This window comes from Arthrobacter sp. 05T410 (genome assembly GCF_056396505.1).
Genome location: NZ_JBFTLP010000021.1, coordinates 41,776 through 65,233 on the forward strand (window position 1 = coordinate 41,776; position 23,458 = coordinate 65,233).

The following is a 23,458-nucleotide window of genomic DNA, read 5'->3' on the forward strand; positions in this document are numbered from 1 at the left end:
GGCGGGGCGGATCCCCTTAGGCGTGGTGCAGCGCCGTGGTGACATGCCGGTAGCCGAGCCGGACGAGTTCGGTGAGCACGGCCTCGTCGACGTCGTCGAGCTTGTTGACGTACAGGCAGCCGGCGCCGAGCTTGTGCCTGCCCAGCCTGCCGAGGAGTTCGGCGGCCTCCGGTCCATATGTCAGGCCGTAGAGCGACAGGCTGGATTTCCTGGGGGAGAAGCCCACCGCCGCGGCATCGCCCTCCCTGCCGCTCGCGTACTTGTAGTGGTAGCGGCCGAAGCCCACAATCGTCGGACCCCACATTTGCGCCGGTTCGCCCGTTATTTCGGACATCAGTGCCAGCAGGCGGAACCCGTCGGCGCGCCGGACCGGATGCTCGACGGCGGCCAGGAACTCCTGAACCGACGCGCCGGTTGCCTGCGTTTTGTTTTCTGCCATGAGGGCAGTCTTGCAGAGCGCGACATTCCTGTCAGGCGGGGAGGGTGGCCGGGAATAAATCCCCTATCCCGCCGCTTCTAAAGGTAGATGCAAACGCATGTAGTCGCGTTGCTGACCAGGATTCAACTTAGGAGCACTCCGTGGAAACCCGCCGTATCACCGTTATCTCCGCCGGACTCGGCGTCCCCTCCTCAAGCCGCCTGCTCGCGGACCAGCTGGCGGCCTCGGCCGAGCGGCAGCTTGCCGCGGCCGGCTACGCCGTGGACATCGAGGTCCTCGAGTTGCGGGACCTCGCCGTGGACATCGCCAACAACTTTGTAACCGGGTATGCGGCTCCGCGGCTCGCCGAAGTGATTGCCGGCGTCGAGGCCTCTGATGGCCTGATCGCCGTCAGCCCCGTGTTCAGCGCGTCCTACAGCGGGCTTTTCAAGTCCTTCATCGACGTGCTCGATCCCAAGGCGCTCGAAGGCAAGGCCGTGCTGATCGGGGCCACCGCCGGCACGGACCGGCACCAGATGGTGCTGGACTTCGCGATGCGGCCGCTGTTCACCTACCTGCGCACCCGGATCGCCGCCACCGCGGTTTTCGCCGGGCCGCAGGACTGGGGAAACAACGACGACGGCGGCTCGCCACTGTCGGTGCGCGTGGACCGGGCGGCGGGGGAGTTTGTCGCCCTGCTGCAGGACTCAGGGCCGCAGCAGAAGCCGGTTGCGCTGGAGTCCCTGCCGTTTGAGCAGCTGCTGGCCGGGATCGCTGCCCAGCGGTAGGTCTGCCCGGCGCAGGGCTCCCGGGCATGCAGCGCCGTCCGAACCTTTTCGGCCGCCCGCTCGTTGTCCGGGACATGAAATGTCCCGTGGATTCTATTGACCTGATCATGAGTGAACGCAGCGGCGTGGAGATTGACTATTGCCCCCAATGCCGCGGGGTGTGGCTGGACCGGGGAGAGCTGGACAAGATCATTGACCGTGCGGCGGAGTCGTTGGGCCCGGCAGCCAGCGTCCCCGCCGCACCACTGCCGCCGGCCGCGATGCCACCTACGGCGTTTTCACCTGCTGAGTTCCCACCTGCGTCGTTTTCACCTGCGGCGGGCGGCCACATTCCGCCGCCGCTGTACAACCTCGACCCGCGCCGGGACGACCGGCGTCCGGATGACCGCCGCTATGACGAGCGCCGGTACGATGACCGCCGCGACCGTCCGCGTCCCGACCAGTCCAGGTATGAGCAGCCGCGTTACGATGACCGCCGTCGTCCGAAGAAGAAGGAAGGCTGGCTGGGGGACTTGTTCGACTTCTAGCCCTGCCGGGCCCCGGCCGTGCCGGTGGCCCGGAGCCGGCGCGGGCCCCGCGGGGCTCAGTCGCCAAGCAGTGCGATGAATTCCCGGGCCTGTTTCATGGAAATATCCGAGTGGCGGGTCAGGGCGGTCGCTGCGGCCTCGGTGTCGCCGCTCTTGGCCAGGGTGCGGATCCTCCCGTAGATCTCATCATTGAGCATGTTGCTGCTCACCTCGCGGGTGACATCGCCCTTGCTGGCGATCGCGCGGTAGCGGTACGAGAACCGCTGGGGCACGTCGTCGTCGTCCGGAACGGCCGCCGGCGCCGGCTCAGGGGCGCGGAAGGGCTGGGGGTGGGCTGCCAGCGCCGCGACGGCGTCGCGGGACGCCCGGAGGCCCTCGCCTGTGGCCTCGAGGTAGACCTTGATGGCGGTCATGGCCTGCCCCTGCGCGATCAGCGCGTAGAGCTGCCGGTGCTGGTCCTCGGTGAGCCTGGCGGCCGCCGTCCGGGCCAGCTCCGCGGAGTTGGGGTCCGGCTGCGGCGCTGGTGCCGGCATGGTGCGTTCGCCGCGGCGGCTCCACGCCCGTATCGCCAGCAGTACGGCGGCGGCCACGAGCACCAGGATCAGTACGGGAATGAGCAGGGAGTCCATGTGCTAGAGCCGATCTACGTAATTCTTTGCGGTCTTCAGGTCCGAGCGCGTCGATTGCCGCAGCAGCCGGACGGCCTTCGTCTTGTGGCCGTCGTGGGCCAGCGACTGGAGCTGCAAGAGGAGCTGTGGGCTCAGGTGTCCAATGGCGGACAACGCATCCTGGTGGCCGGAGCTGTCCCGGCCCAAAAGGGCGGAGCGGGCGTGGTCGGCCTGCTGCGATTGCTGCTGGGAGTTCTGGCTGGGGCGCGTGGTAGCTTCAATCCGGGCGCGGGAGGCCTCGGCAGCCCGGACCTGTGCCGCGTAGTGGGCCTGGGACTTGAGCGCCAGTTCCTGCTGGTAACGCTCGGCATCTGAGATGCCGTGGTTCCGCGGCTTCAACGCCGTGACCGCCGCCCAGAGCACCGCCGCGAGGATGAGGGCAGGCAACATGACTATCAGTACATCGCCCATGATTAGAGCTTATGCCAGATTGCGGTTATCCACAGCATGTTCCGCACCTCGCGTACAGTGCGCCGCTGCTGGCGTCAATTCGGCTCGGCGGGAATGAATCCGGTCACAAAATGTGCGTATCGGGCGGCAAATGTGGCCTCCTGTGCCGCATCGTATCCCCAGCTCCAAGGTGCAGGCTGTGGATGAAGCTTGGCGGAAATTGTTTTGTGTCCACAAGATGAATGCAACATTTCCGCAGGTCAAGCACTGATTACAGGCTTAACTTTTTTTCTATCCACAGCTCTACCCACAGACTGTGCACAAGCATCAGGCACTAGTGCACAGGTTATCCACAGGGCAGCGGAGCGGCCGGGTTGGTGCCTGCCCCGGCGGCGGATAACGTAGCAGGATATCGGGCGTGGGAAGCGGAAAAACCTGCGGTCGCCGGATGGTGCCCACCAGGACACCGGCTCCGGGATCCGGCGCCCTGCGGCCGCACCAGCACTGTGGATAACGGCGGTTGCTGGTCCGGCGCGAACTGTCGGAGCTGACTGGTAAGAATAGAGCGGCCGGCATGTGCCGGGTTTTGCCGCCCGCATCACAGCAGTTCGGCAACACAGCAGTTCGGGATCACAGCAGTTCGGCAACACAGCAGTTCGGCAACACAGCAGGTACGCATCACAGCTCCGCAATGACAGCAGTTCGGCATCACGGCCGTTGAGCACCGCCGCGGCTGGGCGTTGACCCGCCGGGATACGGCGCTTGGCTGTAAAGCACTGGGTACGAGGGCATTGGGCATAAGGCGCAGTGCTTACGCGCCGCGGCGAACGGACATCCGCCACGGCACACAATGAAGGACGGCAGTTTTGTCAGTTACGCATCTGGACTCAGTCGAGGGTACGCGGGGAGCCGAGGGCAGCCGCAAGCCTCCGCAGGACATCCCCGCGGAGCAGTCAGTCCTGGGCGGCATGATGCTGTCCAAGGACGCCATCGCCGACGTCGTCGAGATCCTGCGTGGCCAGGACTTCTACCGTCCGGCGCACGAAACCATCTACGAGGCCATCATCGATCTCTATGGCCGCGGCGAGCCCGCGGACGCCGTGACCGTCTCGGACGAGCTGACCAAGCGCGGCGAAATCAACAGGATCGGCGGACCCGCCTACCTGCACGAACTCATCCAGACCGTCCCCACGGCGGCCAACGCCGGTTACTACGCTGAAATCGTGGGCGAACGCGCGGTGCTGCGCCGCCTGGTCAACGCCGGCACCAAGATCGTCCAGCTCGGCTACGGACAGGACGGCGAGGTCGAAGACCTGGTCAACCAGGCCCAGGCCGAGGTCTACGCCGTCGCCGAACGCCGGACCGCCGAGGACTATGTGGTCCTCAAGGACGTCATGGAATCCACCGTGGACGAGATCGAGGCCTCCGGCCACCGCGGCGAGGGCATGGTGGGTGTACCCACCGGCTTCTACGAGCTCGATGAACTCACCCACGGCCTGCATCCCGGCCAGATGATCGTGATCGCCGCCCGCCCGGCCGTCGGCAAGTCCACGTTCGCGCTGGACTTCGCCCGCTCGGCCGCCATCAAGAATAACCTTGCGACCGTCATGTTTTCCCTCGAAATGGGCCGCAACGAGATCGCCATGCGCCTGCTGTCCGCCGAGGCCACGATCGGTCTCCAGGACCTCCGCAAGGGCACCATCAAGGACGAGCAGTGGTCCAAGATTGCCACCACCATGGGCCGGATGAACGATGCGCCGCTGTTCATCGATGACAGCCCCAACATGTCGCTGATGGAGATCCGGGCCAAGTGCCGGCGCCTGAAGCAGCAGCATGACCTCAAGCTGGTGATCCTGGACTACCTGCAGCTCATGAGCTCGGGCAAGAAAGTGGAATCCCGCCAGCAGGAAGTCTCCGAGTTCTCCCGTGCCCTGAAGCTCCTGGCCAAGGAACTCCAGGTGCCGGTGATCGCGCTGTCGCAGCTGAACCGTGGCTCCGAGCAGCGCCAGGACAAGCGCCCCATGGTCTCGGACCTGCGCGAATCCGGCTCCATCGAGCAGGATGCCGACATGGTGATCCTGCTGCACCGCGAAGACGTCTATGACAAGGAGTCCCCGCGCGCGGGCGAGGCGGACATCCTGATCGCCAAGCACCGTAACGGCCCCACAAAAGACATTGTGGTGGCTTTCCAGGGCCACTACTCGCGGTTTGCCAACATGGCCGCCGACGCCGGCGGTGGCGGCGGCTTCTAGCCCCGCCCGGCTAGTGGTCGCGGGCCGCGAGCAGGTGGTTGGGCAGCCGGTTCCCCGGGGCCCGGCCGCGGATTTCCAGCAGTTCGCGGGCGTGGGAGTGCAGCCGGATATCCTCCGCTGACACCGGCACCCACTGCGGAATCGGGACCGAGGTGCCGGTCTCGTCGCGGGCGACCATGACCGTCAGGCAGTATGTGGTCAGGTTCAGCTCGCGCCCCTTGGGGTCTCCGGAGCGGACGTGGACGGCGATGTGCATGCCCTTGGTGCCGGTGTAGACCAGACGGGCCTCCACCTCTACGACGTGGCCGATCAGCAGCGGCCGGTAGAACCGCACGCCGCCGGAGAATACGGCCACGGTGTCCTTGCCGCAGTAGCGGGAGGCGCAGACGTAGGCAGCCTCGTCGATCCACTTCATGACGATGCCGCCGTGCACCTTGCCGCCCCAGTTCACGTCCGTGGGCGCGGCCATGAACCGCAGCACCACGCTCTCGGCCGTGCCGGCGTCGGTATATTCCTGTCCGCTCATGGCCTCCACGATGTCCTCGCGGACCTTGATCCGGGCCAGCGCGTGGTCCCGCTGTTCGATTTCGTCCGGCGTCTCAGGGACGAACTGCGGCACCGGTATGGGCTTGCCGTCCGCGCCCACGGCCACGAAGATCACGATGCACTGGCTCCGCATGGTGGCGGGGCCGCCCTTCGGATCGCCCGAGGACACCACGGTCCGGATGTGCATCGAGGACCGCCCGGTGTACACGATCGTGGCCTCGACCTCCACCATGTCGCCACTGTTGACCGGGTCCGCGAAGTGGATGTTCCCCACGTAGGCCGTCACGCAGTAGGACTTTGCCCAGCCGACGGCGGCGGCATAGGCCGCCTTGTCCACCCACTCGAGCACGGTGCCGGCGTCGACCGAGCCGCTGTGGCCGACATCGGTGGGGGCCGCCAGGAAGCGCAGGGTCACGGAATTGGGCGCGTTCTCGCTCATATTGTGAGTTTACTGATTGGCCCGGCAGGCGCGGCCGGCCGGCGACACAATCGCTCTCCTGCAGGCCACAACCACGCCATAACCACGCCATAACCCGGAGACACACGACGGCGGGCGGCCACCAAAAGGTGACCGCCCGCCGTCGCGCTCCAGGCCGTGAGCTATGCCGTGGATGCCTTAGGCCAGGACGCGGAGCTTCGAGTCGGCGCGGCCGAAGAGGGCGCGGTCGGCGGAGAATTTGCCGGCACCCACGAGGGCCACGGCTGCGGCGGCGGCCGCCAGGATCAGGACGAGTTCATAGCCGCCGGTTGCGACGAAGACGCCGGCGGAGGCGTGGACCATGAACAGGGCGCCGAGCATGTCCAGTGCGAGGAGGACCGCAAACACGCGGGTGAGCACGCCCAGGATCAGCGCGACACCGCCGACGAGCTCGAGGGTCGCGACGACGGGAGCCACCGCCTGGGCTGCCGGAACGCCCATCTGGGTGAAGGCGGCCTGGGTGCCTGCGATCGTGAATTCGTTGAACTTCTGCCAGCCGTGGGCGGCGAAAAGGAAGCCGGCGATGACGCGCAGGATGGTTCGGGCGGAGGTGGTCAGGGCGGGCTGGTTCATGGGAAATACCGTTTCGTAAGTAGGGGGCGTCGCGGCTCTCAGCCGCCGCGGCTTCGGTTGCGTTCAAGATCCAGTCTTCCGGATATTTAGTTGAAATGTCAACTAAATGACGTGCTGGGTCGATTCAGTGGCCCGGCTAGGGTTAACGCGTGCAACCTTCCCCGCAGCTGTCCACCGCCCCGCCGCCGACTACCGGGCAGCGCCGGGAAATCCTGCGCCTGGCAGTGCCGGCCTTCGGCGCCCTGATCGCCGAGCCGCTGTTCCTGCTCGCGGATTCGGCCATTGTGGGCCATCTCGGCGTGGCCGAACTGGCCGGCGTCGGGCTGGCATCGGCGGTCCTGCACACGGCGGTCGGACTGATGGTGTTCCTCGCGTACTCCACCACCCCGGCAGTGGCGCGGGCCATCGGCAACGGCCAGCTGGCCAAAGCCCTCGCCGCCGGGCGCGACGGCATCTGGTTGGCGTTACTGCTCGGACTCGTCCTTGCGGTCGCCGGGTTCCTGGCCGCGGGGCCGCTCCTGGACCTGATGGGCGCCGACGGCGAGGTGCATGCGTTTGCCGTGGACTATCTGCGCGGGTCCATGCCCGGCCTCGTGGCGATGCTGCTCATCTTCGCGGGCACCGGGGTGCTGCGCGGACTCCAGGACACCCGGACCCCGCTGATCGTCGCCGCCGCGGGTTTCACGCTGAACATCGCGCTGAACCTGGTCCTCGTCTACGGGTTGGGCTGGTCCGTGACCGGCTCGGCCGTGGGCACGAGCATCGCGCAGTGGGCCATGGCGGCCGTCTATGTGCTGATTGTCCGGCGCAACGCCCGCAACAACGGGGTGTCCCTGCGGCCGGACTGGCGTGGCATCCGGGCCCTGACCGGGGTGGGTTCCTGGCTGATGCTGCGCACGCTCAGCCTGCGGATCGCGATTCTCGCCACGGTGGTGGTGGTCACCGCCCAGGGGCCGGTCAATCTCGCCGCGCATCAGCTGGCCATGACCATCTTCACGTTCTTCGCTTTCGCCCTCGACGCCCTCGCGATCGCGGCCCAGGCCTTGATCGGCAAGGAACTCGGCGCGGCCCGGCCGGTGGCGGCACGAGCGCTGACGCGCACCATGACCCGGTGGGGGGTCGGCTTCGGCGTCCTGACCGGAATCTTTCTGGCAGCCGCGGCACCGTGGGCGGGCGCCCTCTTCACACCCGACGCCGAAGTCCGGGCGGCACTCACCCTCGCCCTCTGGGTGCTCGCCGCCGGGCAGCCGCTGGCCGGGTACGTCTTCGTCCTTGACGGCGTCCTCATCGGCGCGGGCGACGCCCGCTACCTGGCGATCGCCGGCGTCGTCAACCTCGGTGCCTACCTGCCGCTGCTGCTGGCCGTGCTGTATTCCGGCGCCGGTGCCGGCGCGGGATTGCTCTGGCTGTGGGCCGCGTTCTCACTCGGCTACATGGCGGCGCGGGCGCTGACGCTGGGCCTCCGGGCCAGGACGGACCGGTGGATGGTGCTCGGCGCGCGGTGAGTGCGGACAGGCACCACCGGCAGGCGTGCGAAGCCGCGGCTTCGCACTAAACTGGACGGGTGACTCTTCCCGCAGCGCCTGACGCGACCCCTGCCATCCGCGCCGCGGCCGACCTCTTCAAGCCCGTGCTTGTCAGGGCGGCCGTCGCGCTCGTGTTTGGCGCGGTCACCGTGTTCTGGGCGGCGCCGCCAGAATCGGGCATGGGCTGGGCCGGCGGCCTCTACCTGCTGGCCACCGGTGTGGTGATGATCTGGACCGTACCCAAGACCGGATTCCCCCCGCGGGAAGGCGCTGGCAGAGTCCTTTCCGCCGGCGGGGCAGCCCTGGCCGGAGCCGGCGCGGCCGTGGCCCTGATCCCCGCCCCGCTCGTCTTCGGAACCATCGCGGCTCTGGGCCTGGGCGTGGCCGGCGCCGCGGAGCTGTTCGCGGGCATTCGTGGCCGCGGCCGGTCCGTGCTGGCCCGTGACTGGATCGCCTCCGGCGTGATCGGACTGGGCACTGCGATCGCGCTGCCGTTCTTCATCGGCCTCGGCCCGCACGCCCTCCTCGGCGTTGCCGGCGGCGGGGCCATCATCAGCGGCGTCCTGTGGATGCTGTCCGGACTGACCCTGCGCCATGATGCTCCGGGCGATTCCGCGGAGGCCGTAAACTAGTACCGACAGGTTCTACCCGGCGTAGAACAATTGCGGTAACAAGACAGCCACGCTATTTGCGCGGGCTGCAGGAGGAAAACACCTTGGCACAGCAGAAACCCGGAGCGCCCCGCAGCCTGCGGACCTCGGTCAAGGGACCGCTCATGTTCTCCGCGTTCTGGGCCGTGGTGGTTTTCTTCGGCGTCCTGATCTTCGCCTCGGGCGGCAGCGCCCGCTCGCCCCGGTTCGATCTGGCGCTCACCGGCGCCGGCATCGCCTTTATTGTGATCCTGGTGGTGGCCGCCATGCTGGCCATGAGCCACAAGGAGAATCCCGCTGACCTGGGGAAGGGTTCCGGCGTCAACCTCAGTTCCAAGCGCACGCCCTCCGGCCATGGCGGCCCGTCAGCGCAGCCCCGGCCCGAGGCCGGCCCCGGCGATTCCCGTGACAGCGGCCCGCAGGCCTAGCAACGAGGCCTGGCAGCGTGGCCCCACGGTGAGGCCCGACAGGCCGGCCTGACAGCGGCCCGACACCGCGGGCCCCTCCCGCCGGCACCTTCGGCGTCAGGACGCGGCTTTCCGGGCCCGGTACGCGGCCACGTGCGCGCGGTTGGCGCAGTTTCCCGTGTCGCAGTAGCGCTTCGAGCGGTTGCGGCTCAGGTCCAGCACGACGGCGTCGCAGTCGTCCGCGGCGCACACCAGCAGGCGGTCCATTTCCTTGCTGCGGATCACGTCCACGATCGCCATGGCCGCCTCCGTACTCATCCGGTCGGCCAGCGGCGCCTCCGGGGTGGTGGCGTGCAGGTGCCAGTCCCAGGGTTCGTGCTTGACCAGCTGGGGCAGCGCCCGGGCCTCCCGGAGCAGCCGGTTCACGGTTCCCGCGGCTGCCGACTCCTCGGCCTGCCAGAGCTCGGCGAGCTCGCCGCGGAGCCGCCGCACGCTGGCCAGCTCGGCCCCGTCCCGGGTGCGGGAACCGGTGAAGCCCTCGGCCTCCAGGAAGGCATCCAGATCCCTGACCGTGGCCAAATGTTCCTCACCGTTGGCCGCGGTGTTGATGAGGTTGACCACAGAACGCAGGGCAACTTCCGTGTCAGGGGCAAAAACCATCTTGACTCCTTACCTTGCCGGGGCGTAATGTCATGAGCATAACCCTACTTTACTCCTGACAGGAGAATGCCCGTGTCTGCCCCCCAGCGCCCCGTCGCCACGCCGGTCCGAGACCTAGCCGCCCAGCGGTCTGCCTCCGAACCGGGCGGCACCCCGCAGGGAAGCAAACTCGAAGGCAAACGGGGCGGCAAGCAGGCCGCCAGGCAGAGCACCACGCCGGCCGCCGCACCATCCGGGTTCATGGCATCGGGCCTGGGCGTCGCCCTGTTTTCGTCCGCGGTATTCGGGCTCTCCGGATCATTCGCCAAGGCGCTCCTGGAAACGGGCTGGACTCCCGGGGCGGCCGTCACGGCCCGGCTTACCGGTGCGGCCCTGATTCTGGCCGTCTTCGCCATTCCCTCCTTGCGCGGGCGTTGGCACCAGCTCCGGGACAACTGGCTGACCGTGCTGCTGTTCGGATTCATCGGCGTCGCCGCCTGCCAGCTGTTCTATTTCAACGCCGTATCCCGGCTCTCGGTCGGCGTCGCCCTGCTGCTGGAGTACCTGGCGCCGGTGCTGATCGTCCTCTGGCTGTGGGCCGCCAGCCGGAAACGGCCGCGGCCACTGACAATTGCCGGCACCCTCCTGTCCCTCGGCGGGCTGATCCTGGTCCTGGACCTCACCGGAGCCGTCAAAGTCGACCTCATCGGGGTGCTGTGGGGGATCGCGGCTGCGGTGTGCCTGGCCATCTATTTCTTCATCACGGCGAAGGAAAACGACACCCTGCCGCCTATCCTTCTGGCCTCCGGCGGGCTCATGGTGGGCGCCATCGTCATGTGGCTTGCCGCGGCAACCGGGCTGCTGCCGATGGCCTTCAGCACGGCCGACACCCGCCTGGGGGCCTGGATCACCCCGTGGTGGGTGGCGCTGGGCGGCCTCGTGGTCCTGGCCACGGTGGTGGCGTACGTGTCCGGAATTGTCGCCGCCCGGGCACTCGGCTCGAAAGTCGCGTCCTTTGTCTCGCTCACCGAGGTGCTGTTCGCCGTCATCTGGGCGTGGCTGCTCCTCGGCGAACTGCCCGGACCCATCCAGCTCCTGGGCGGCCTGCTGATCGTCGGCGGGGTGGTGCTGGTCCGGCTGGACGAGCTCCGGGCCCCGTCCGGCACCGGCGCGGCAGCGCTGGACCACGCGAACGACTGCGAGCCCGTGCCGTAGTCGGTTGTCCGTTCGGGCCCGGGCACCTCGTTCCCGGGCCGAAGGAATCTCAATCGGGCGACAGCCTACAACGCGCCTAACCGTGCCTCAATCACCACAAGGCCCTTAGCATGGAGATATGTGCCGAAATATCCGGACCCTCCACAATTTTGAACCCCACGCCACCACCGCGGAGGTGGAGGCCGCCGCGTTGCAATACGTGCGCAAGATCAGCGGCAGCACCAAGCCGTCCAAGGCCAACGAGGAGGCCTTCAACCGGGCTGTGCATGAGATTGCCCATGCGACGAAACACCTCCTCGACTCCCTGGTGACCCACGCCCCGGCAAAGGACCGCGGGGAGGAAGCGGCCAAAGCCAAAGCCAGGGCTGCCATCCGCTATGGCGCGGCCTGAGGCGGGGCGCCCGGCCTAAGGCCTGACTACTTTCCGAAGCTGCGCAGCCGCAGCGAGTTGGCCACCACCAGCACGGAGCTGGCGGCCATGGCGGCGCCGGCGATCATCGGGTTGAGCAGGCCCAGGGCTGCCACCGGGATGCCCACGGCGTTGTAGAAGAAGGCCCAGAAGAGGTTCGTCTTGATGGTGCCGAGCGTCCGGCGGGAAAGCTCGATCGCCTGCGCCACCTGTCCGAGGTCGTTGCCCATCACCGTCAGATCGGCTGCCTCGATGGCGACGTCGGTGCCGGAACCCATGGCGATGCCCAGGTCCGCCTGCGCCAGCGCCGCGGCGTCGTTAACGCCGTCCCCGGCCATGGCCACAGTGGCGCCGGCCGCTTGCAGCGTCCGCACGGCCTCAACCTTGCCCGCCGGGAGCACACCGGCAAAGACGTCGCGCGGGCTGATCCCGACGGCGGCCGCCACCTGGGCAGCCACAGTGGCGTTGTCGCCGGTCAGCAGGATCGGCCGGAGCCCGAGCTCCCGGAGACGGGTAACTGCGGCCGCGGAACCGGGCTTAACGGTGTCCCGCAGGCTGATGATTCCGGCGATTTCGCCGTCCACGGCAACCCAGACGGCCGTGGCGCCGGAGTCTTCGGCAGCACCAAGCGCCTCGCGCTGAGCCGGGGCCGGAGCGACGCCGGACTCCAACAGCCAGCCGGTGCGCCCCGCGACCACGCGCCGGCCGTCGACCGTGCCATCGACTCCGCCGCCGGGTGCGGAGCGGAAGCCGGCGACGGCGGGGAGGCCGGCGCCGTTGTTGTTCACACGCCCCGCCGCCGCACCCAACGCCGCAGCGGCGATGGCCCGGGCGATCGGGTGCTCGGAGGCGTTTTCCACAGCACCCGCCAGGCGCAGGACCTCGGCTTCGCTGTGCGGCCCGAAACTTTGGACGCCGTCCACGGCAAGGCGGCCGGTGGTGACGGTTCCGGTCTTGTCCAGCAGGATCGTGTCCACCGTCCGGGTGTCCTCGAGGACTTGCGGACCCTTGATCAGGATCCCCAGCTGGGCGCCCCGCCCGGTCCCGGTCAGCAGTCCGACGGGGGTGGCCAGCCCGAGGGCGCAGGGGCAGGCAATGACCAGCACGGCGACGGCGGCGGTGAAGGCGGCCCGGACCTCGCCGGCGTTGACGGCAGGTGCGGCCGCAATCAGCCAGGCCCCGAAGGTGAGGGCGGCGATGACCAGGACGACCGGTACGAAGACGGCGCTGATGCGGTCGGCGAGCCGGGCGATGGGTGCTTTTCCGGTCTGCGCCGCGGAGACGAGCCTGCCCATCTGGGCCAGGGTGGTCTCGGACCCGACGCGGGTGGCGCGGACCAGGAGCCGGCCTGAGGTGTTGATGGTGGCCCCGGTGACCTGGCTGTCCGGGCCGACTTCCACGGGCACGGATTCGCCGGTCACGAGGGAGGCGTCCACCGCAGAGGCGCCGTCGATCACGACGCCGTCGGCGGCGATCTTCTCGCCGGGGCGGACCACTATCACGTCTCCGAGGGCCAGCTGGTCGGCCGGGATCTTGTGCTCGGTGCCGCCGCGCAGGACAGTAGCGTCTTTTGCCCCCAGGTCCAGGAGGGCCTTGAGGGCGTCGCCCGCCTTCCGTTTGGCGTTGGCCTCGAGGTAGCGGCCGAGCAGCAGGAACGTGGTGACCACGGATGCGACCTCGAAGTACAGGCCGCCGGAGCCCATGCCCTCCGCTGCCAGATGTTCGGTCATACCCGGGTCGGCAAGGAGTTGCCCAACCGAGAAGGAGTAGGCGGCAATCACGCCGATGGACACCAGGGTGTCCATCGTCGAGGCCAGATGCCGCGCGTTGATGGCCGCGGCGCGGTGGAACGGCCACGCCGCCCAGGCAACCACCGGCAGGGCCAGGATCGCGGCCACCCAGCCCCAGTTCGGGAACTGGAATGCCGGGATCATCGAGATCGCGAAGACCGGGACCGTGAGTACGGCCGCCAGAACCAGCCGCGGGCGAAGCGAGGGTGCGGCTGTGCCGGCCGGAAAATCGGTGCCGGCCGGGAGTCCTGCGTCCTCCACCGGCGTGCCCGGGTACCTGGCGGACCGGACCGTGGCCTTGTAGCCCGCGGCCGCGACAGTGGCCGTGATCTGGTCATCGGTAATGTCCGCCGGGACGCTGACCCGGGCGGACTCGAGGGGCAGGTTGACGCTGGCCTCGACGCCGTCGAGCTTTCCGAGCCTGCGCTCGACCCGGTTGACGCAGGAGGCGCACGTCATGCCCTCGATATCGAGGTCAATGACACGGCTCCCGGCCCGGTCCAACAACTGCTGGTCCAACAACTGCTCGCTGCTCACGGCGCCCTTCTTTTTCGGCTCGATTGGTTTCTGCCGTTCCGGCGCCTGCGCCCGACGGCGGTTGCCGTTCCGGTGTCTGCGCCCGACGGCGGTTGCCGTTCCGGTGTCTGCGCCCGACGGCGGTTGCCGTTCCGGTGTCTGCGCCCGCCCGGGGCTGTTGTCACTCAGGCTTCGCTGGCGACCACGAGGTAGCCGGCTTCGGCGATTGCCTCGCCGATTTCGGAGGAGGACAGTGCTTCGTTGGAGGTGATCGTGACGGTGGAGATGCCGCCGGCGTTGAGGTCGACGTCGATCTTTTCTACGCCGGAGAGCGCCTCAAGTTCTTCGCTGACAGAGGACACGCAGTGGCCGCAGGTCATGCCGGAAACGTTGACGGTGGTGGAAACGGGGGCCATGGGGTGCTCCTTGTCGCTGGGCCGGGTGTGGTTCCCCGGCCCGGTGGTGTGGTGGGTGGTACGGGTACTAGCGGAGCAGGCGTCCGATGGCATCGGTGGCCTCCTTGACTTTGACATCGATGGCCTCTGCCCGAAGCTCCGGGTCTGGCTCGGCGGCGGCGCCGACAACGCAGTGGCCGATGTGCTCTTCGACGAGCCCGAGGCTCACGGCATGCAGGGCCTTGGTGACGGCGGCGACCTGGGTGAGGATGTCGATGCAGTATTTGTCCTCGTCAACCATCCGGGCGATGCCGCGGACCTGCCCTTCGATCCGCTTGAGACGGCGAAGGTAGGCGTCCTTGTTGGACGTGTAGCCGTGTTCATGGGGCGGGGCGTCAAGGGGAACAGTGTCCAGACGTGCCGTGCCGGGGACTTCTGACTCGCTCATGCCCTCAACATATACCCCCTAGGGGTATGTTTCAAGCCCGCGGCCCGGCCGGCGCAGCATGTGGAATGTTGGGTAAAACAAAGAGCTCCGGAGTGCGTTATTGGGGGATACGCACTCCGGAGCAGCTTTGGGGTAGGCCGTTCCTCCGGCCTACAGATCGAGCTTACTCGCCGGTAGTGGGGTAACACCAGCGCTCTGAATAAGTACTTTCGCTTTATTTTCTTCCTGCCGGAGCGACGCCCGGAACGATCAGGATCGGACGTTCCTGATGGTGGCTGAGCCATGCCGCCACGGAGCCGTTCAGCGCGGCGGAGATGCGGTGGCCGATGCCGCGTTCGGGGGTCCCCACCACGATCATGGATGCGTTGGTGTCCGCGGCCAGCCTGCCGATCGCCCGGGCGGGATCCCCGGCCAGGGTGCGCAGCGTCCAGTCGATTCCCAGGGGAACGCAGAGTGCCTCAACAGCGGAACGCAGCTCCTGGGCGGTGGCCCGGATCCGGGCGTCGTCCGCGTCCGGGTGCAGGGACAGGCGGTGCGCGGACCGCGCCGGGTCCCACTCCACGAGGTAGCTGGCCTCGTCCACGTAGGCGCAGATCAAGGGCGCGGCGAGGGACTTCGCGAGGGATGCCGCCGTCTGCAGCACTTCCGGATGCTGTCCCGGAACCACACCCACCACGAGGGGCGCCGGGCCGTGGGCGGAGTCGTCAGGCATACTTCATTCTGGCGCCGGGGTGCGGCCCTGAACAGGGGCTTACTTCCCGTCTGCCGGCCCGGGAGGGTGCGGGCGCCGTTTGCCGCGGCCTCCCTTGAACAGCCCGGGGGTGGGGCCTACGGTTGAAGAACACAGGAGGAGGTGGCCGCCGTGGAGATCTACATGTGGTGGTTGGATCTGGATTTGGCGAGCAAGGAATGGCTTCGGGAAAACCTGCGGACCATTGAACTGCCCGAGGCCGTGCAGCGGGGAATCGCGGATGCCGGCGGGCCCGGTCCGGCTGAGCCGTCCGCCGCCGGCGCGGCCGTATTGACGGCCGCGGACTGGGACTTCATCGAGACGCAGTCGGAGTTCGTCGACTGAAAGATGCCACCGGCGCGGCAGGGCATGCCGGCGGGCGCCGGGAGAAAACCGTTGCGGCCTTCGGGCGGGGATGGTTGCATGGACCCCATGGCTAGTGCAGAGAGTTACGTCCTGGCGATCGGGACCAAGAAAGGCCTTTGGCTGGCGACCAGCCGGGACCGGAAGGACTGGTCGCTGTCCGGCCCGCATTTTCTGATGAGTGAGGTGCCCAGCATCGCCATCGATACCCGCGATGACAGGACCCGGATCCTGGTGGGGGTCCGCTCCGAGCACTGGGGCCCCACGGTTTTCCACTCAGATGATCTCGGCGGATCCTGGACCGAACCCGAAAACGGCGCCATCACGTTCCCCGACGGCACCGACGCCGCCCTGGAACGGATCTGGCAGATCTATCCCGACGCCGACTCCCGCCCGGGCGTCGTGTGGGCGGGCTGCGAACCGATCTCGGTCTGGAAATCCACCGACGGCGGCGAGCACTTTGAGCTCAACCGCGGCCTCTGGGACCATCCGCACCGCAGCGAATGGGGCGCAGGCTATGGCGGCGCTGCGGCGCACTCGATTGTCGTCGACCCCACGGGCGAGAAAGTCCACGTCGCCATGAGCACCGGAGGGGTCTACCGCTCGCTCGACGGCGGCGCCTCCTGGGAGCCGCGGAACAAGGGCATTTCCGCGTACTTCATGCCGGATCCCAACCCGGAATTCGGCCAGTGCGTCCACAAGATCGCGGCCGACGCCGCCGTCGACGGCCGCCTGTACGCGCAAAACCATCACGGCGTGTACCGCAGCGACGACGGCGCCGAATCGTGGGAGTCGATCGCCGAAGGACTGCCGGCGGACTTCGGTTTTGTGATGCTGACGCATCCGCGCCGGGCCGGTACCGCCTGGGTGGTCCCGCTGAAGGCTGACGGCGAACGTATCCCACCGGACGGGAAGCTGGCCGTACACCGGACCGATGACGCCGGCGCCAACTGGAAACGGCTCGATGCCGGGCTGCCGGAAGCCGAGTACAACGCCGTGCTCCGTGATGCTGCCAGCGTCGACAGCGCGGAGCCTGCGGGCGTCTACTTCGGGACGCGCGGCGGCAGTGTCTACGCCAGCGCTGACGAGGGAGAACACTTTACCGAGGTCGCCTCGCACCTGCCGGATGTGCTGTGCGTGCGGGCAGCCGTGGTCTCCACTGCCCTGCTCCCGGCGCAGGCGTGAAGGGGTAAAAAGCGCATGAACAGCGGCGAGATCAGCGGCGACGCCATGCCGGCAGACTCGGCGATCAGCGTGGTCCTGCCCAGCGTCCTCCAACCGCTCGCCGGCGGGCAGTCCATCCTGACTGCGCCCGCCGAGGCAGCGGTGACGGTGGAGTGGGTGCTGGATACGGTGACCGGGGGCTATCCGGCGCTGTCGCGGCGGTTGCGGGACGAGACCGGAAGTGTTCGCCGTTACGTGAATATATACGTCAACGGGAATGAAATCCGGCGGCTGCAGGGTCTGGTGACTGCCGTGGCGCCGGGCCAGGAAGTCCTCATCATCCAGTCGGTGGCCGGAGGCTGATGTCTCAGGCGACCCGCCAGACGCTGCATTCGTCGGCATTGATGGCCTTGCGCATGCCGGTGTGGCGGTCCATGATCCAGACGACGCCGATTCCGGGAGCCGTTTCCTGAACGCTGCCGCGGCGGATTACGACGTCATCGTAGTTCGGGCCCACCCGCAGGCGGGCCTCGATCTCGTCGCCGCGGTGCAGCTGGTCGAGCGCGCGGACGCGGGTTACATGGGCTTTCGCTTCCTTCAACATGGCGGGGCCTCCTGGACTGGAGTCGGTGCCTGCTCTTGCCGGCACTTCCAGTCTCCTGCGCCAATGTTGCGTCCGCGTTTCGGCACGGTAAGGGGCCGGTTAGATTTCGGGGGCGCGGGGGATACCGGCCACCATCAGGGCTGCGGGCGCCCTCAGGGGAGCTGGCGTTCGCCCGGGCGCTCGACCCGGAACCACCGGTACCCGTAGCGGTCCAGCGGGACTTCGAAGGCGCCGTCGTCGGAGAGCGGGATGTCCTCGCCGCCGAGCAGGTCCCGGAGCACGGCCCCGGCGTAGGACCGCCCCGCCGCGCCCTTCCCGTCCGGACCCTCCGGGCCGCCTTCCTCGCCTTTCGGCGGGACCACCGAGGCCGTCACAGACGCCGGTTCGGCGCCAAAATTGTGGGCGACCACCACTGTAGAGCCGTCCCATGTGCAGCGGTGCAGCAACACCGCCGGTGAGGCCTGCTTGATGAGGGCAAACCTGCCCCAGCCGAGCTCGGGACATTCCCGGTACCGCTGGATCAGTGTCGCGATGAAGTTCCACAGCGAATCGGGATCCCGTTTCGCGGCCGCGGCGTTGATGCGCGCGGGCCCGTACGGTCCGTCCACGGGCTGGGCGACGAGGTCCCCCGGCGGGGCGGTCGAGAAGCCGCCATTTTCGGTGTGGTCCCACTGCATGGGGGAGCGGACGGCCGAGCGGCCCTTCGCGCGCAGATCTTCGCCCATCCCGATCTCTTCGCCGTAGAAGAGCACCGGGGTGCCCGGCAGCGAGAACATCAGGGAATACACCATGCGGATCCTGGCCGGGTCGCCGCCGAGCATGGTGGGCAGCCGCCGCCGCAGTCCGCGGCCGTACATCTGCATGTCGGGATCCGGACCGAAGGCCGCGAAGACCTCCTCGCGTTCGGCATCGCTGAGCTTGTCCAGGGTGAGTTCATCGTGGTTCCGGACGAACATGGCCCATTGGTTGTCGGGATTGACCTTCGGACGGCTGCCGAGCGTCCGGGCCAGCGGCCGGGCGTCCTGCCGGGCCAGTGACAGGTACATGTTCTGCATGGAGAGGAAATCAAACTGCATGTTCAGCTCGTTGCCCGCAGGGCCGCCGAAGTACTTCAGCTGCTCTTTGTATGGAAGGTTGACCTCGCCCAGCAGCACCGCGCTGCCATGGCGGCGGTTGAGGAAGCTGCGCAGGGCGCTCAGGTACTGGTGCGGGTCGATTTTCGCGGCTTCATCCTTGGGCTCGCCGACCAGCTCCAGGAAGAAGGGCACCGCGTCCAGCCGGAAGCCGTCCAGGCCCAGCTGCAGCCAGAATCCCATTGACTTCGCAATCTCGTCCCGCACCTTGGCATTCATCACGTTCAGGTCCGGCTGGTGTTTGGCGAACATGTGCAGATACCACTCACCGGTGGCCTTGTCCTGGGTCCAGATGGACGTTTCCTCGCCGGGAAACACCACCTGGTCCGAGGTGTCCGGCGGCGTGTCCTTCCTCCAGACGTAGTAGTCGCGGTAGGGGTTGTCCACGGACTTGCGCGCCTGGACGAACCACGGGTGCTGGTCGGAGGTGTGGTTGATGACGAAGTCCGCGATCACCCGGATGCCGCGGTCGTTGGCGGTGCGGATGAATTCCACCAGGTCCCCCAGGCTTCCGAGCCGGGGATCCACGCCGTACATGTCGGTGACGTCGTAGCCGTCGTCGCGGTCCGGTGAAGGGTAGAAGGGCATGAGCCAGATGCACGTGATGCCGAGAGCGGCAAGATAGTCCACCCGTTGGATCAGTCCGCCGAAATCTCCGGTGCCGTCGCCGTCGCCGTCGAAGAACGTCTCCGGATCCAGGCAGTAAATCACCGCGTTCTTCCACCAGAGGTCCGAGGTCTCGGCGATTCTCACAGCGCACCGTCCGTTCCGGCCGGAGCCTGTCCCGCCGCCGGGCGGAGTCGGGGGAGGACGTGTTCGGCGAAGGTGTGGCCCTGCCGGGCGGACGACGGCTCAATATGGTCCGAGCACATGGCGGCATCGAAGCCGGCCTGCCCGGCCAGTTGAACGTCCTGCAGGAGGCGCCGGGGGCTGATCTGCTCATGCGAGGCGTGGAACCCGATGGTAGCCATCACCCATGTTTACCGCCGGGGCCGGGCCGTGTCGAGGAGCCCCCAGTTGAGGAGCCCCTCGTGAGGACCCACAGCGTGGGGCTGGCGGTCCTGGGTCCGCGGCGCAAGAATGGGCGCTATGCACCTGCCGTTGATGCCTCCCATTGCGCCCATGCTGGCCAAAGCACTGCCGGCCCTGCCGTCGCCGGACGCCGGAACGGGCTGGCTCTTTGAGCCGAAATGGGACGGGTTCCGCTCCATCATCTTCCGTGACGGCGACGAGGTGGAGATCGGCAGCCGGAACGGCAAGCCGATGACGCGCTATTTCCCCGAGCTTGTCGAGGCGCTGAAGTCGGAGCTGCCGGAACGCTGCGTGGTGGACGGCGAGATCATCATGGTGGCGGCCTCCGGTGACCGGCTGGACTTCGACGCGCTCCAGCAGCGCATCCATCCGGCCGCCAGCCGGGTGAAGCTGCTCGCGGAACAGACCCCGGCGCGCTTCGTGGCGTTCGACCTGCTGGCCCTCGGCGACGAGGATCTCACGGGCAAACCCTTCTCCGAGCGCCGCCGGCAGCTGGAGCGCGCACTGGCAGCCAGCGCGGCGCCGGTCCACCTCACAGCCGCGACCTCCGACCGGGACACGGCGCAGCGCTGGTTCCGGCAGTTCGAGGGCGCCGGACTGGACGGAATTGTGGCCAAGACGCTGGAGGGCAGCTACCAGCCGGACAAGCGCGCGATGGTCAAGGTCAAGCACGAACGGACGGCGGACTGCGTGCTCGCCGGATACCGCGTGCACACCTCCGGTCCGGACCGGATCGGCTCGCTGCTCCTGGGGCTCTACGACGACGCCGGGGTGCTGGCGAACGTCGGCGTGGTGGGAGCTTTCCCGATGGCCCGGCGCGCGGAGCTGTTTGCCGAGCTGCAGGAGCTGGTCACCGGTTTTGACGGCCACCCCTGGGCCTGGGCCCGGCAGGAGGAGGGGGCGCGCACTCCGCGGAAGGCCGAGGGAAGCCGGTGGAGCGGCGGCAAAGACCTGTCCTTCACCCCGCTGCGGCCCGAGCGCGTGGTGGAAGTGAAGTATGACCATATGGAGGGCGAACGGTTCCGGCACACAGCCCAGTTCCTGCGCTGGCGTCCGGACCGTGATCCGCGTTCCTGCACCTATGACCAGCTGGAGGAACCGGTGAAGTTCGATCTCGCCGCGGTACTGGGCGCCGCCCGCTAACCGGTTAGCCCGCTAACCCGCTCAACGCATCAACGACGGCGGCCCGCCCCCAAAGGGACGGGCCGCCGTCGTTGATGCGGAATAGCTGTGCGGAAGTGCGGTTGAGATCCGCTGCCGGTGCGGGGGCTACCGCTGGCCGAGCTGCTTGGTGGGGACCCGGAATGTTTCCTTGGCCGTCAGCGCCGCGACGGTGGCGATGAGGCAGATGATTGCGGTGAAGATGGAGATCTGGACCCAGCCACCGGGCTGGATGCCGCCCATGGCCGCCACGATCGCCGGGGCGAAGCCGGCCATCAGGAAGCCCAGCTGGGTGCCGATTGCGAGGCCGGAGAAGCGGACGTTGGTGCTGAACATCTCGGCGTAGAAGGAGGGCCAGACCGCGTTGGCCGCAGCGTAGCCGAAGGAGAAGAACGCGATTGCCGCAAGGAACATCAGCGCGACGTTGCCGGATTCGAGGCTCAACAGGAAGACCGGGGTCAGGGCTGCGCTGGACAGTGCGCCGTAGATGAAGACCGGCTTGCGGCCGATCTTGTCGGCGAGCATGCCGAAGAGCGGCTGGGTGCCCAGTGCCATGAAGTTGGCGCCGACGACGAGCCAGAGGGTGGTGGTGCCGTCCACGCCGGCGACGTTCTTGGCGTAGCTGATGGCCAGGGTGCCGAAGACGGTGGACACGGCGGCGATGAAGGCGCAGGCGATGACGCGGAGGACATCGCGCCAGTGGCTCTTGAGGAGGTCCGCGACGGGGAGCTTGGAGATCTGCTTGGTCTTCTGGGCCTCCTCGAACGCCGGCGGTTCGTGCAGGGTGCGGCGGATGAAGAACGCGATCAGCACAACCACGGCGCTGAGCCAGAACGGGATGCGCCAGCCGATCGTGTACTTGATGTCGTCAGGCAGGGCGAGGACCGGGATGAAGACGAGGGCGGCTAGGATCTGGCCGCCCTGGGTGCCGGTCAGGGTCCAGGAGGTGAAGAAGGAGCGGCGGTTGTCCGGGGCGTGCTCGAGCGTCATGGACGAGGCGCCGGCCTGCTCGCCGGCGGCGGAAAAGCCCTGGCAAAGACGCGCCAGCACCAGCAGGACAGGGGCCCACCAGCCGACCGTCTTGAAGTCCGGCAGGCAGCCGATGGCAAAGGTGGAAGCGCCCATCAGCAAAAGCGTGAACATGAGGACCTTCCGGCGCCCTATCCTGTCACCGAAGTGGCCGAGGATAACGGCGCCGACCGGGCGGGCAATGTAGGCAAAGCCGAAGGTGGCGAACGACATGATCGCCGCGTTGGTGTCCGCATCGGGGAAGAAGACATGCGGGAAGATCAGCGCGGCTGCGGAACCGAAGATGAAGAAGTCGTAATACTCGACGGCGCTGCCCAGGAAGCTGGCAAGGGCCGCCTTCTTCGGCGTCCCTCCTGTGGTTATACCCGGCGTCGTGGACGGGACAGTGTGGCTCATGGTGTTCCTTTGGTGTGACGACGTTGTCGCGGATGGATCAGGAAGGTCTCGGCTGCCGCTTGGTTAAGTGTGGTGCAGCCGGAGGTCCGTGGAAAGACCCGGACTAGTAGCCACATGGTGGAAGCTACTTGTGCTATGTAGCAATCATGACTGTGAGCGCAGTCACTTGTCAACAAAAATAATCACCATCTAGAAATAGCTCTCACTATGTGGGAACATCGATGCATGAGTGTGAATCAAACCACAGATGTTCCCGCCGTTTCCGGGTATCCGGCGGAAGCCCCTTCGAAGCCTGCCAAGGCCGCCAGGGAGGACTCGCGGACGGACATGGTGGGCAAGGCCCTGGGCCTGCTGGTCCTCCTGGGCGACGAGCCGCGGGGCGCCAGCGCCGCGGAGATCTCCCGCCGCGCGGATCTGCCGTTCAGTACCACGTACCGCCTGCTCGGCTCCCTGACGCGGGACGGCTTCGTTGACTACGAGCCGGACGGCCGCCGGTACCACCTGGGACTGAGGGTCTTCCAGCTTGGCCAGCGCGTCTCCAACCACCACGGCTTCGCGGGTACGGCGCTGCCCATCCTGCGGCGCGTGACCGAGGAAACGGGTGAGGCTACCATCCTCTCCGTGCGGGACGGCATCCACCACCTGACGGTGAACAAGGTGGACGGCCCGCAGACCTTCCGGGTCACGAGCGACCCCGGGCATCTCGGGGCACTTCATACCACCTCGGTGGGCAAGGCGCTGGTGGCGTTCGCCGACGACGCCACCCGCGCCCAGCTCGTCGAGGAGCTGCCCCTGGAACCGCTGACGGCGCTCTCCATTACGGACCGCGAGGCTTTCCGGGCCGAAATCGAGCAGGTCCGGCGCCAGGGCTTCGCCACCATGGATGAGGAAAACGAACTCGGCATGCGCGCCGTCGCCGTCCCGGTTTTCAACGCCCAGGGGCACGCCTTCGCCTCGCTGGCCACCGCGGTCCCGGTCTTCCGCCTGAGCATGGAGGCCCTCGTGGCCCTCGTGCCGCTGCTGCAGGCGGCGGCCGCCGAGCTGTCGGCCCGGCTGCCCCAGCGGTGACGGCCGACCAGCCTGCGTCATGAAAGCGGGCGTCATGAAAGCGGGCGCCGAAACGAGCCGGCGCCGTAATAATATGTTCGTCATTCGAACAACAGTGCAACATGTGAACAAAGTCTGTAATGTAATCCCTATCACCCGGCCCG

At 67.7% G+C, this 23,458-nt stretch carries 26 protein-coding genes and 1 pseudogene; 13 read left to right on the forward strand and 14 right to left on the reverse strand.

Going from position 1 to position 23,458, the window contains the following annotated elements:
- Positions 1–16 precede the first annotated feature (16 nt).
- Positions 17–439: a DUF1801 domain-containing protein gene (locus tag AC1DFR_RS18640; protein ID WP_230009171.1), complete on the reverse strand. Its 423-nt coding sequence runs from the start codon at positions 437–439 to the stop codon at positions 17–19.
- Positions 440–579: 140 nt separating this feature from the next.
- Here AC1DFR_RS18640 and AC1DFR_RS18645 point away from each other — a divergent pair, with 140 nt between their 5' ends.
- Both AC1DFR_RS18645 and AC1DFR_RS18650 read left to right on the forward strand, forming a co-directional pair.
- The gene (locus AC1DFR_RS18645) at positions 580–1,206 is read left to right on the forward strand and encodes an FMN reductase (protein ID WP_476850682.1); all 627 of its coding nucleotides are present in this window, start codon (positions 580–582) and stop codon (positions 1,204–1,206) included.
- A gap of 86 nt (positions 1,207–1,292) precedes the next feature.
- On the forward strand, positions 1,293–1,733 hold the full coding sequence (locus AC1DFR_RS18650; protein ID WP_476874154.1) for a TFIIB-type zinc ribbon-containing protein: 441 nt from the start codon (positions 1,293–1,295) through the stop codon (positions 1,731–1,733).
- 56 nt (positions 1,734–1,789) lie between these two features.
- On the opposite strand, the gene AC1DFR_RS18655 is transcribed toward AC1DFR_RS18650, so the two are convergent.
- Both AC1DFR_RS18655 and AC1DFR_RS18660 read right to left on the reverse strand, forming a co-directional pair.
- Positions 1,790–2,362 (reverse strand): hypothetical protein, encoded by a 573-nt coding sequence (locus AC1DFR_RS18655; protein ID WP_476859629.1) that lies wholly within the window; start codon positions 2,360–2,362, stop codon positions 1,790–1,792.
- Positions 2,363–2,365: 3 nt separating this feature from the next.
- Positions 2,366–2,812 carry a hypothetical protein gene (locus AC1DFR_RS18660; RefSeq protein WP_476850679.1) on the reverse strand — a complete coding sequence of 149 codons (447 nt, stop codon included), beginning with the start codon at positions 2,810–2,812 and terminating at the stop codon, positions 2,366–2,368.
- Between the two features lie 845 nt (positions 2,813–3,657).
- On the opposite strand from AC1DFR_RS18660, the gene dnaB reads away from it, so the two are divergent.
- The gene (gene dnaB, locus AC1DFR_RS18665; protein WP_018775337.1) at positions 3,658–5,043 is read left to right on the forward strand and encodes a replicative DNA helicase; all 1,386 of its coding nucleotides are present in this window, start codon (positions 3,658–3,660) and stop codon (positions 5,041–5,043) included.
- 10 nt (positions 5,044–5,053) lie between these two features.
- On the opposite strand, the gene AC1DFR_RS18670 is transcribed toward dnaB, so the two are convergent.
- Both AC1DFR_RS18670 and AC1DFR_RS18675 read right to left on the reverse strand, forming a co-directional pair.
- A complete protein-coding gene (locus AC1DFR_RS18670; protein ID WP_230007189.1) occupies positions 5,054–6,028 on the reverse strand; it encodes an acyl-CoA thioesterase in 975 nt (324 codons plus the stop codon).
- Positions 6,029–6,205: 177 nt separating this feature from the next.
- The gene (locus AC1DFR_RS18675) at positions 6,206–6,640 is read right to left on the reverse strand and encodes a DoxX family protein (protein WP_028277632.1); all 435 of its coding nucleotides are present in this window, start codon (positions 6,638–6,640) and stop codon (positions 6,206–6,208) included.
- A 149-nt stretch (positions 6,641–6,789) separates the two neighbouring features.
- On the opposite strand from AC1DFR_RS18675, the gene AC1DFR_RS18680 reads away from it, so the two are divergent.
- The 3 genes from AC1DFR_RS18680 to AC1DFR_RS18690 all read left to right on the forward strand — a co-directional run bounded on the left by AC1DFR_RS18680 (position 6,790) and on the right by AC1DFR_RS18690 (position 9,244).
- A complete protein-coding gene (locus AC1DFR_RS18680; RefSeq protein ID WP_476874155.1) occupies positions 6,790–8,145 on the forward strand; it encodes an MATE family efflux transporter in 1,356 nt (451 codons plus the stop codon).
- Positions 8,146–8,204: 59 nt separating this feature from the next.
- A complete protein-coding gene (locus AC1DFR_RS18685; protein ID WP_028277630.1) occupies positions 8,205–8,798 on the forward strand; it encodes a hypothetical protein in 594 nt (197 codons plus the stop codon).
- 83 nt (positions 8,799–8,881) lie between these two features.
- Positions 8,882–9,244: a hypothetical protein gene (locus AC1DFR_RS18690; RefSeq protein WP_079555031.1), complete on the forward strand. Its 363-nt coding sequence runs from the start codon at positions 8,882–8,884 to the stop codon at positions 9,242–9,244.
- 96 nt (positions 9,245–9,340) lie between these two features.
- Here the strand turns inward: AC1DFR_RS18690 and AC1DFR_RS18695 are convergent, their stop codons facing one another.
- Positions 9,341–9,883: a CGNR zinc finger domain-containing protein gene (locus AC1DFR_RS18695; RefSeq protein ID WP_230007185.1), complete on the reverse strand. Its 543-nt coding sequence runs from the start codon at positions 9,881–9,883 to the stop codon at positions 9,341–9,343.
- A 240-nt stretch (positions 9,884–10,123) separates the two neighbouring features.
- Here AC1DFR_RS18695 and AC1DFR_RS18700 point away from each other — a divergent pair, with 240 nt between their 5' ends.
- Both AC1DFR_RS18700 and AC1DFR_RS18705 read left to right on the forward strand, forming a co-directional pair.
- Positions 10,124–11,077 carry an EamA family transporter gene (locus AC1DFR_RS18700; RefSeq protein ID WP_230007191.1) on the forward strand — a complete coding sequence of 318 codons (954 nt, stop codon included), beginning with the start codon at positions 10,124–10,126 and terminating at the stop codon, positions 11,075–11,077.
- A gap of 118 nt (positions 11,078–11,195) precedes the next feature.
- On the forward strand, positions 11,196–11,468 hold the full coding sequence (locus AC1DFR_RS18705; protein WP_476874156.1) for a DUF2277 domain-containing protein: 273 nt from the start codon (positions 11,196–11,198) through the stop codon (positions 11,466–11,468).
- A gap of 26 nt (positions 11,469–11,494) precedes the next feature.
- Here the strand turns inward: AC1DFR_RS18705 and AC1DFR_RS18710 are convergent, their stop codons facing one another.
- The 4 genes from AC1DFR_RS18710 to AC1DFR_RS18725 form a co-directional block, all read right to left on the reverse strand.
- Positions 11,495–13,798, reverse strand: coding sequence for a heavy metal translocating P-type ATPase (locus AC1DFR_RS18710; RefSeq protein ID WP_476874165.1), 2,304 nt, complete (start codon positions 13,796–13,798; stop codon positions 11,495–11,497).
- Between the two features lie 179 nt (positions 13,799–13,977).
- Positions 13,978–14,208 (reverse strand): heavy-metal-associated domain-containing protein, encoded by a 231-nt coding sequence (locus tag AC1DFR_RS18715; RefSeq protein WP_028277624.1) that lies wholly within the window; start codon positions 14,206–14,208, stop codon positions 13,978–13,980.
- Positions 14,209–14,275: 67 nt separating this feature from the next.
- Positions 14,276–14,635 (reverse strand): metal-sensitive transcriptional regulator, encoded by a 360-nt coding sequence (locus tag AC1DFR_RS18720; RefSeq protein WP_230012592.1) that lies wholly within the window; start codon positions 14,633–14,635, stop codon positions 14,276–14,278.
- A gap of 214 nt (positions 14,636–14,849) precedes the next feature.
- A complete protein-coding gene (locus AC1DFR_RS18725; RefSeq protein ID WP_476850674.1) occupies positions 14,850–15,347 on the reverse strand; it encodes a universal stress protein in 498 nt (165 codons plus the stop codon).
- 150 nt (positions 15,348–15,497) lie between these two features.
- Between AC1DFR_RS18725 and AC1DFR_RS18730 the strand changes: the two genes are divergently transcribed.
- From AC1DFR_RS18730 to AC1DFR_RS18740, 3 genes are all read left to right on the forward strand, one after another.
- Positions 15,498–15,710 carry a hypothetical protein gene (locus tag AC1DFR_RS18730; RefSeq protein ID WP_028277621.1) on the forward strand — a complete coding sequence of 71 codons (213 nt, stop codon included), beginning with the start codon at positions 15,498–15,500 and terminating at the stop codon, positions 15,708–15,710.
- A 78-nt stretch (positions 15,711–15,788) separates the two neighbouring features.
- Complete coding sequence (locus AC1DFR_RS18735) at positions 15,789–16,913, forward strand: WD40/YVTN/BNR-like repeat-containing protein (RefSeq protein ID WP_476874157.1); 1,125 nt, start codon at positions 15,789–15,791, stop codon at positions 16,911–16,913.
- 15 nt (positions 16,914–16,928) lie between these two features.
- The gene (locus tag AC1DFR_RS18740) at positions 16,929–17,255 is read left to right on the forward strand and encodes a MoaD/ThiS family protein (protein ID WP_476850672.1); all 327 of its coding nucleotides are present in this window, start codon (positions 16,929–16,931) and stop codon (positions 17,253–17,255) included.
- Positions 17,256–17,259: 4 nt separating this feature from the next.
- On the opposite strand, the gene AC1DFR_RS18745 is transcribed toward AC1DFR_RS18740, so the two are convergent.
- From AC1DFR_RS18745 to AC1DFR_RS18755, 3 genes and pseudogenes are all read right to left on the reverse strand, one after another.
- Positions 17,260–17,496, reverse strand: a complete 237-nt coding sequence (locus AC1DFR_RS18745) for a hypothetical protein (protein WP_018775353.1) — start codon at positions 17,494–17,496, stop codon at positions 17,260–17,262.
- A 152-nt stretch (positions 17,497–17,648) separates the two neighbouring features.
- Positions 17,649–19,382, reverse strand: a complete 1,734-nt coding sequence (locus tag AC1DFR_RS18750; RefSeq protein WP_476874158.1) for an alpha-amylase family protein — start codon at positions 19,380–19,382, stop codon at positions 17,649–17,651.
- Between the two features lie 71 nt (positions 19,383–19,453).
- A pseudogene (locus AC1DFR_RS18755) lies at positions 19,454–19,600 on the reverse strand (LLM class F420-dependent oxidoreductase); the annotation flags it as partial.
- Between the two features lie 118 nt (positions 19,601–19,718).
- On the opposite strand from AC1DFR_RS18755, the gene AC1DFR_RS18760 reads away from it, so the two are divergent.
- Positions 19,719–20,804: an ATP-dependent DNA ligase gene (locus tag AC1DFR_RS18760; RefSeq protein WP_476874159.1), complete on the forward strand. Its 1,086-nt coding sequence runs from the start codon at positions 19,719–19,721 to the stop codon at positions 20,802–20,804.
- Positions 20,805–20,930: 126 nt separating this feature from the next.
- On the opposite strand, the gene AC1DFR_RS18765 is transcribed toward AC1DFR_RS18760, so the two are convergent.
- Positions 20,931–22,247, reverse strand: coding sequence for an MFS transporter (locus AC1DFR_RS18765; RefSeq protein WP_230007574.1), 1,317 nt, complete (start codon positions 22,245–22,247; stop codon positions 20,931–20,933).
- 225 nt (positions 22,248–22,472) lie between these two features.
- Here AC1DFR_RS18765 and AC1DFR_RS18770 point away from each other — a divergent pair, with 225 nt between their 5' ends.
- Positions 22,473–23,315: an IclR family transcriptional regulator gene (locus tag AC1DFR_RS18770; RefSeq protein ID WP_476850668.1), complete on the forward strand. Its 843-nt coding sequence runs from the start codon at positions 22,473–22,475 to the stop codon at positions 23,313–23,315.
- Positions 23,316–23,458: the final 143 nt, after the last annotated feature.